Raw genomic sequence first — 8,233 nt, 5'->3', positions numbered from 1 at the left:
AAGCATCTACATCTACTTCAGCATTTTCAAATAAGGTAAATATTTCAAGCCTTTGCTCTTCGCTCAGTATATGAGAAACAGCAGTATCCTTAGATAAGAATATGTCGGTAAGCATAGGATTATCTTGATTTAAATCAGCTTGAGGTAAAGGAGCTTCTTCTGATACTAAGTAATCAAGAAACAGCATAAAATCATTAGGGACAGAAGTCTGAGGAATATTTTCATTATTGGCAACAAGGGTCAGAACCAGTTCATCAGGCTCTATTCCTATATTCAAAATATCAAGCATATTAGAAGCGAGATTGGCACTCTCTTCTATATTTCCGTCAGAAAGCAGTCCTTCTATCATATCCAGCATATCATTGAAATTTGCTTCGGTAGCAGCAGTGAATTCAGTCAGGCCGTTACTGTAGATCTCAAACAACTTTGTACTTTCAAGGTTTACATCCAGTCCTGCCTTATTCATTAGCACGAGGTTAGTCATTGATATGTCAGGATTTTTAAGAGACTGCTGAAGCATACCGTTTATCATCTGCTTACTTACCGGATATTCATTTTTTAATAGGGCTGTTACGAGTTCCTCGTTTTTAGTAGAAAAGGGCAGACCGGAAGCTTCAAGAGCCTTATAGACAACATTTTCCATAGTATTGCCGGATTGAAGAGCTTTTAGTGTAATCTGCCCGTCTTCCCTGTCTACTACCTTAAACCTTGCCGCATCTCCTATGGAGAGTTCAGAGGTATTATCATATTTGGCAGTCATAGTAGTTCCATTTTCAAATTCTAAAGTTAATTCTCCCGGAGAAATATTTTTTATCTGACCTGAAAATACCTGTCCCTTTGCCAAATTATTATAATTTATATTACCTGAAGAGGCTGAATTTGAAGTTTTTGCAATTTCACTGCTTCTGTTTGCTCCTGTTGATTCCCTTCCATTTGAAATGCCTCCATTTGGTACTCTTGATACATCTAATGGCATAGTTCCTCCTGACAAAGTGTTTGTGAATAGTTATATGTATTTTATCGGATAGAAAGGGATATTTCTATAGCAATATTATTCATTGCCATTTTCATCTCTGTCCTTAAATATAGGCTTTGATTTGAACTCGTAAGGAGGGTTATCAACTGTTTTTTCATAATGAAATAAATTATTACCACAGTAAGGACAATGCTCATAAAATATTAGATGGAGTTGGTGATCACAATATGGACATTTCCAAAAAAAAAGCCATGTTATTGTATGAATAAGCCAAAATATAACAGCAATGGCTATCAATAATATGGCTATTATATTACTATTAGTAAGAGAACCTATAAACCACCCCGCTAAAGCAAAAAGTAAAAATAAAATAAAAGAATTTATCATTCTATCTTGAATTTTTTTCAAAACTAACACTCCTTTTGTTAAAAAATTTGTGCCGGAGAATCTGGAAGGATAGTATTAATAGATTTGATGACTTTACCATTAATGCCGGTAATATCTACATTCCAAACATATGCAGCTTTAAGGTTTACAACTATATACAATCTGGTCGATATCTTCTTTTTTTGCAATGGAATTTAAATTTAACTATACTGGCATGTAAAGGTAGTGTCAAAAACTGCCTAATATAAGATGAATCAATAATATCATTTCTTGTAAAAAGTGTCAATAAAAGACATATAAAAATAGATAAATAATGAATAAAAACCAATTAAAATTTTAAAAAATAAAAATATTATATGATTTAATACTAAAAATATTAGATTTTAAAGAATAAAACTGAGCATATAAGATGTTGGAAATCATAGATGTGAATTAATTAGAATTTGGAAGGAAAATTCTAGTTAATTTAGATAGACAGATTTACATTTGACAGTTATAATGGTTAATGGGTAGGTGGCTCTTGTTGATTTGAAAGGAATTTGGTGTTGATACATGGATGCAATTAATTCAGAGACCCTTATGATAACCAAGTTATTGCCGGGTTCTATCATAAGCCTAACTGCCAAAAAGGGCAGCCGGTCTTATCGTTTTGAAAGTTTTGTATTGGAGTTATCTGAAAAGGATGATATAGATGTTGCTAAGAAATTAGAGAATGAACCGCTTTTGATTGAACCGATAAAGGTAGACGGAAAGTTGGTAAGATTTGATAAAGAGGGAATTAGCTACTATTTTATAGGTAATCATAAAGGAAAACCATATCTGTTTGAGCAGGTATATGTAGATAAGGTAAATTTACCGGTATATGGTACAGTTCATGCAATAAGAGCTCCGAAAGAAGGAAGAAGGTTTAACAGAAGAGATAACTTTAGAATTTGGCTGGGGCAGTATTGCCACATAGCCCTTAGAGGAACTAAGGCTCAGCATGATGCTATGGTTAAGGATATAAGTAATGATGGAGTAGGGCTTATAATTAAAAAAGAGCAGGAGTTAAATATAGGAGATTCGGTAGAAGTTCAGTTTAATTTTGAGAAATATAACGAGCAGAAAGAAGATTATCAATTTACCCTCCATACATTAAAAGGAGAGATAGTAAGAATAGTTGAGCAAAATGAAAAGGTTAATTTAGCAGGGTGTAAGATAGTAGATGGGCGAGAGGCGGTTGAGAAATTTGTTGCTATGAAACAGAGGGAAAAAAATAAGGTGGGGCGTAAAACCAACGATCTCATAAGCATGTTTGTAGGTAAGGATAGAAAAGAAGACAAATCATAGAATGAAATATGTTTTGTCAGGAATTTTATAAGATAGATGAGGAGATAATAAAATGTCAGAGAATGAAAGAAAACCATATAATCCGGCAGAGATTGAGCCAAAATGGCAGAAGTTCTGGGAAGAAAATGAAACTTTTAAGACAGATGTATGGGATTTTAGTAAACCTAAGTACTATGTACTTGATATGTTCCCATATCCATCCGGAGTAGGTCTCCATGCAGGACATCCTGAAGGTTATACAGCTACTGATATAATTTCCAGAATGAAGAGAATGCAGGGCTATAATGTGCTTCACCCAATGGGCTATGATTCATTCGGTCTTCCTGCTGAGCAGTATGCGGTAAGTACAGGCAACAATCCAAACGGATTTACTGAGAAAAATATCGCTACATTTTCAAATCAGCTTAAAGAGCTGGGTTTTGACTATGACTGGTCAAAGATGATAGCTACTTCAGATAAGGATTATTATAAATGGACTCAGTGGATATTTGAAAAGCTCTATGAGAAGGGCTATGCAAAATATGTGGATATGCCGGTAAACTGGTGTGAAGAACTGGGGACAGTGCTTTCAAATGATGAGGTAATAGACGGTAAGAGTGAGCGTGGCGGTTTCCCGGTGGTCAGAAAGAATATGAAACAGTGGGCCATCGACCAGGTGGCATTTGCGGAGGAGCTTCTTGATGGACTTAATGAGATAGACTGGCCTGAGTCTACCAAGGAAATGCAGAGAAACTGGATTGGCAAAAGCGAAGGTGTAGAGGTTGATTTTAAAATAGTTGATGGTGGAGAATTCTCTATTTATACAACTTGTATTGAGACTATTTACGGTATAACCTTTATGGTACTTGCTCCTGACGGTGAGACTGTTAAGAGTCTTATGCCAAGAATTAAAAATAAAGAGGCTGTAGAAAAATATATAGCTGAAACTCTCAAGAAGAACGATATGGACAGGACAGAGCTTAACAAGACCAAGTCAGGCTGTGTACTTGAAGGCATATATGCAATAAATCCTGCAAATGGCAAGGAAGTTCCTGTATATATAGGTGACTTTGTACTTGCAAGCTATGGTACAGGTGCGGTTATGGCTGTTCCAAGTCACGACCAGAGGGATTTTGAGTATTCTGAGGCACATAATATCCCTAGAATTCAGGTTATTGACGGCGGTGATGTAAGTGGGCAGGCCTTTGAAAAACAGGATTATCTGGGTAAGGGCTGTAAGCTTATGAATTCTGAGGAGTTTAGCGGGCTTACTGTAGAAGAAGCAAAAGAAGCTATTACAGAAAAACTGGTGAAAATGGGAGTTGCAAGAAGAAAGGTCAACTATCATTTCAGAGAGTGGATATTTGCAAGACAGCGTTATTGGGGAGAGCCTATTCCTGTAGTACATACAGAAGAAGGTGAAGTAAAGCTTCTTCCTGAAAGCGAGCTTCCTCTTGTGCTTCCTGAACTTGAAGACTATAAGGGCAAGAACGGTAAGGCACCTCTTGAAAATGCTACAGAGTGGAAAGAGTATGATAAAAACGGAATAAAAGGTAAGCGTGAGACCTCAACAATGCCGGGTAGTGCAGGAAGCTCCTGGTACTATATGCGCTACATTGATCCGAAGAATAATGATGAATTTGCCAATCAGGAACTCCTTAAGCACTGGCTGCCGGTAGACCTTTATATTGGCGGACCTGAGCATGCAGTTGGCCACCTTATGTATTCAAGAATCTGGAATCGCTTCCTTTATAATGAGGGGCTTTCTCCTGTAAAAGAGCCTTTTAAGAAACTTGTACATCAGGGTATGATACTTGGTTCAAACGGAATTAAAATGGGTAAGCGTTTTCCTGAATTTGTAGTAAATCCAAGTGATATAGTAAGGGATTACGGCGCAGATACTCTTAGAATATATGAAATGTTTATGGGACCTCTTGAAGCTTCCAAGCCTTGGAATATGCAGGGTGTAGAAGGTTCAAGAAAATTCCTCGGAAGGGTGTTCTTCTATTTCTCAAATCCTGAAAATATTGTAAAACAGGGTGAAGAAGGCTATAGTGAACTCTTAGAGGAGCATAAGCTGATTTACAATCAGACTGTTAAAAAGGTAACGGATGATTTTGAAACACTTGGATTCAATACAGCTATTAGCCAGATGATGATATTTATGAATGCTGTAACCAAGGGTAAATGCCCTCTTGAATACGCAGAAGGCTTTGTAAAGATGATATCCTGTATCTGCCCTCATCTTGGCGAGGAGCTTTGGGAAATGTTTGGACATAGCGGAACAATAGCCTATGAAACCTGGCCAACCTATGATGAGACAGCCCTTGTAGTTGATACTGTAAAGATAGGCGTACAGGTAAATGGTAAGGTAAGAGGTACTATTGAAATAGCTGCCGAGGCAGAGGAAGAAGAGGCTATGAAGCAGGCACTTGAGATTGCTTCTGTAAATAAGGCTATTGATGGAAAACCTGTAAGAAAGGTTATCTATGTAAAAGGTAAGATACTTAATATAGTTGCAAAGTAAGAGAAAATTACACAGGGAGATGCTGTTTGTCTCCCTGTTTTTGCAGGGTTTTGGAGGAAAAATGTCAGATAAACAATATGAATTTAGTACCCGCCTTTCTGACCTTGTGGCACAGGCACAGATTAGCGGGAATAAGGTACATGAAAGCGATATAAAAGAATTTTTTGAAGGATTAGACCTTGACGATAGCCAGTTTAATCATATATTTGCATACCTTAAGGCTTCGCACATAGCAATAGAAGGCTATGAACCTAAAGAAGAAATAGAAGAAGAAGTAAAAAAATATGCTGAGGCAGCTAAGGCACAGCTTGAAGAAGTTACTAAAGAGGGTTTAGAGAAAAAAACTAATATAAAGAATACAAAAAAAACAATAAAATATCAGTCCGAATTTTTAAATATGTACTTAGATGAGCTAAAATATATAGAGAAGATGACACTAAAAGAAGAGCAGAGCATTATAAATCTTCTTTTAAAAGGAGATGAAGAAGCAGAAATTTCCTATATAGATAGGAAACTACATAAGGTAGTTGAAATAGCAAGAGGCTTTGAATTGACTGAGGACTATTTCAAAGAATTGATAGAAGAGGGGAATATTGGGTTATTAATGGGAGTAAAAGAACTTAAAGAAAATGCCGAAGAGGAAAACCCAATTGAATTTATCGAAAGCAGAATAGAAAGTGCGATGCAGGATTTTATAGAAGAAAGCCTGGAGATAGAAAGCACAGCAAATGCTATGGTTGCCAAGGTAAACTTTGTAAGCGATGCTGCAAAAAAGATGAAAGAAATGAACGGTTCATCACCTACACTTAAGGAACTTGCAAGTTATACTAATTTGACCGAAGCTGAACTAACTGATATCATAGAACTGTCCGGAGATAATTTAAAAAGCAAAGAGTGATTTGAACATACAGTAGTAGTAAAGATATCTAATCAAAAACGCTTGGAATCTTAAGCAAAATTATTCACGAAATATCAAGAAAGCACATAATTAAGCCGCAGGCTTAGAATTATGTGCTTGCGCAGATATTTTGATGTAATCACATTTAGCCGAAGGCTAAATGCGTGAATAATTGAAGCGAGCCGTCGACAGAAAAATATATTGATTAAAAAATAAAATATGTGAAGAATAATTATCATCTAGACAGATACTTTGTTAATAATTTATATCAGCTACATACAGGAGGAATTTATGAGTACAGACCGTTATGACAGCCCACTTTCAGGGAGATATGCAAGTAAGGAAATGCAGTACATATTTTCACAGGACAAAAAATTCATTACCTGGCGCAGACTTTGGATTGCCCTTGCAGAAGCAGAAAGAGAACTTGGGCTAAATATCACCGAGGAGCAGATAGCAGAGCTTAAAGAACATGTAAATGATATAAACTATGATGTAGCAGTGGCAAGGGAAAAAGAAGTCCGCCACGATGTTATGAGCCATGTCTATGCTTATGGAGTACAGTGCCCAAAAGCAAAGGGAATAATACACCTTGGTGCTACATCCTGCTACGTAGGAGATAATACCGATATTATCATAATGACGGAAGGACTTAAGCTTGTTAAGAAAAAACTCCTCAATGTAATGAGTAAGCTTGCTGATTTTGCTGAGAAATATAAGGCTCTGCCTACACTTGCCTTCACTCATTTTCAGCCGGCGCAGCCTACAACTGTAGGAAAGAGGGCAACTCTTTGGCTTATGGAGTTAAAACTTGATTACGATGATGTCTGCTATATGATAGACAGTATGAAACTGCTTGGCTCAAAGGGAACTACAGGTACTCAGGCAAGCTTTTTGGAGCTTTTTGACGGAGACCACGAGAAGATTAAGAAGATAGATAAGTTAATAGCTTCGAAAATGGGATTTACAGACTGTTTCCCTGTATCAGGTCAGACCTACTCCAGAAAGGTAGATTCCAGAGTGCTGAATGTGCTTGCTGGAATAGCTTCAAGTGCTCATAAATTTTCAAATGATATAAGGCTTTTACAGCATCTTAAAGAAGTGGAAGAGCCATTTGAAAAGAGCCAGATAGGTTCATCTGCTATGGCTTATAAGAGAAATCCTATGCGTAGCGAGAGAATTGCATCTCTTTCAAGATATGTAATGAGTGATTTAATGAACCCTTATATAACAGCAGCTACTCAGTGGTTTGAAAGAACTCTTGATGATTCCGCAAATAAGCGTTTGTCTGTTCCTGAAGCCTTCCTTGCTATAGACGGTATACTTGACTTATATATGAATGTGGCAGACGGACTTGTAGTATATGAGAAGGTTATAGAGAAACATATAATGGCTGAGCTTCCGTTTATGGCTACTGAGAACATAATGATGGATGCAGTTAAACGTGGTGGTGACAGGCAGGAGCTTCATGAGAAGATAAGGACTTTATCTATGGAAGCGGGAAGAAATGTAAAGGAGAGAGGGCTTGATAACAACCTGCTTGAACTTATAGCAGCCGAACCTTCCTTCGGTATTACTATCGAGGAACTTAAAAAGCAGATGGAGCCTTCTAAGTACACCGGTCGTTCCAAAGAGCAGGTGGAGGACTTCTTAAAGGAAGTAATAAGACCTATACTTGAAGAAAATAAGGCAGAGCTTGGGCTTGAAGCGGAGATAAATGTATAAATTAATGATGCATATAATGAAGAATTAAGGAAGATTTAGAATAATTATAACTATTTAACAATGATAATGTTTGAAAAAATTAAATATTAAACCACAATAATTTGGGTTTAACAATAACGCATTAAAAGAGGTTGAAGAATTATCTTTCAACTTCTTTTATTCTTTTAGATTAAAACCTGTCTTTTTTATAATCCCTTAGAATAAACACTATACCAAACTATTATGTTTATTAAATAGTATACCCTTGCATTTAAGCCGGTCATATTGTATTATTAGGGGAAACATTTGTAAGCGGGAGGAAGAAAGTATATGGAAGCTAATATTACTCTTATAAAAGGTGACGGAATTGGACCTGAAATAGTAAATGAAGCTGTGAAAGTACTTAACAGGATAGCTTCTGTATATGGACATA

General features: G+C 36.5%; 6 protein-coding genes. 4 read left to right on the top strand and 2 right to left on the bottom strand.

Features of this window, described 5'->3' with window-relative positions:
• Both ACTTKP_RS10060 and ACTTKP_RS10055 read right to left on the bottom strand, forming a co-directional pair.
• On the bottom strand, positions 1-976 hold a 976-nt coding region (locus tag ACTTKP_RS10060; RefSeq protein WP_442553772.1), incomplete at its 3' end, for a hypothetical protein.
• Between the two features lie 75 nt (positions 977-1,051).
• Positions 1,052-1,384: a hypothetical protein gene (locus tag ACTTKP_RS10055; RefSeq protein ID WP_442553771.1), complete on the bottom strand. Its 333-nt coding sequence runs from the start codon at positions 1,382-1,384 to the stop codon at positions 1,052-1,054.
• A gap of 531 nt (positions 1,385-1,915) precedes the next feature.
• Here ACTTKP_RS10055 and ACTTKP_RS10050 point away from each other — a divergent pair.
• From ACTTKP_RS10050 to purB, 4 genes are all read left to right on the top strand, one after another.
• The gene (locus tag ACTTKP_RS10050; RefSeq protein ID WP_442553770.1) at positions 1,916-2,692 is read left to right on the top strand and encodes a PilZ domain-containing protein; all 777 of its coding nucleotides are present in this window, start codon (positions 1,916-1,918) and stop codon (positions 2,690-2,692) included.
• A gap of 52 nt (positions 2,693-2,744) precedes the next feature.
• A complete protein-coding gene (leuS, locus tag ACTTKP_RS10045) occupies positions 2,745-5,198 on the top strand; it encodes a leucine--tRNA ligase (protein WP_442553769.1) in 2,454 nt (817 codons plus the stop codon).
• Positions 5,199-5,259: 61 nt separating this feature from the next.
• Positions 5,260-6,096: a hypothetical protein gene (locus ACTTKP_RS10040; RefSeq protein WP_442553768.1), complete on the top strand. Its 837-nt coding sequence runs from the start codon at positions 5,260-5,262 to the stop codon at positions 6,094-6,096.
• Positions 6,097-6,387: 291 nt separating this feature from the next.
• The gene (gene purB, locus ACTTKP_RS10035) at positions 6,388-7,821 is read left to right on the top strand and encodes an adenylosuccinate lyase (protein ID WP_442553767.1); all 1,434 of its coding nucleotides are present in this window, start codon (positions 6,388-6,390) and stop codon (positions 7,819-7,821) included.
• The last annotated feature ends 412 nt before the right edge of the window (positions 7,822-8,233 follow it).

The sequence above is a fragment of the Catonella sp. genome, assembly GCF_052169795.1.
GTDB lineage: Bacteria > Bacillota > Clostridia > Lachnospirales > Lachnospiraceae > Catonella.
Note: the sequence above shows the minus strand (reverse complement) of the source record. Positions and strands in the feature narration are given on the sequence as shown.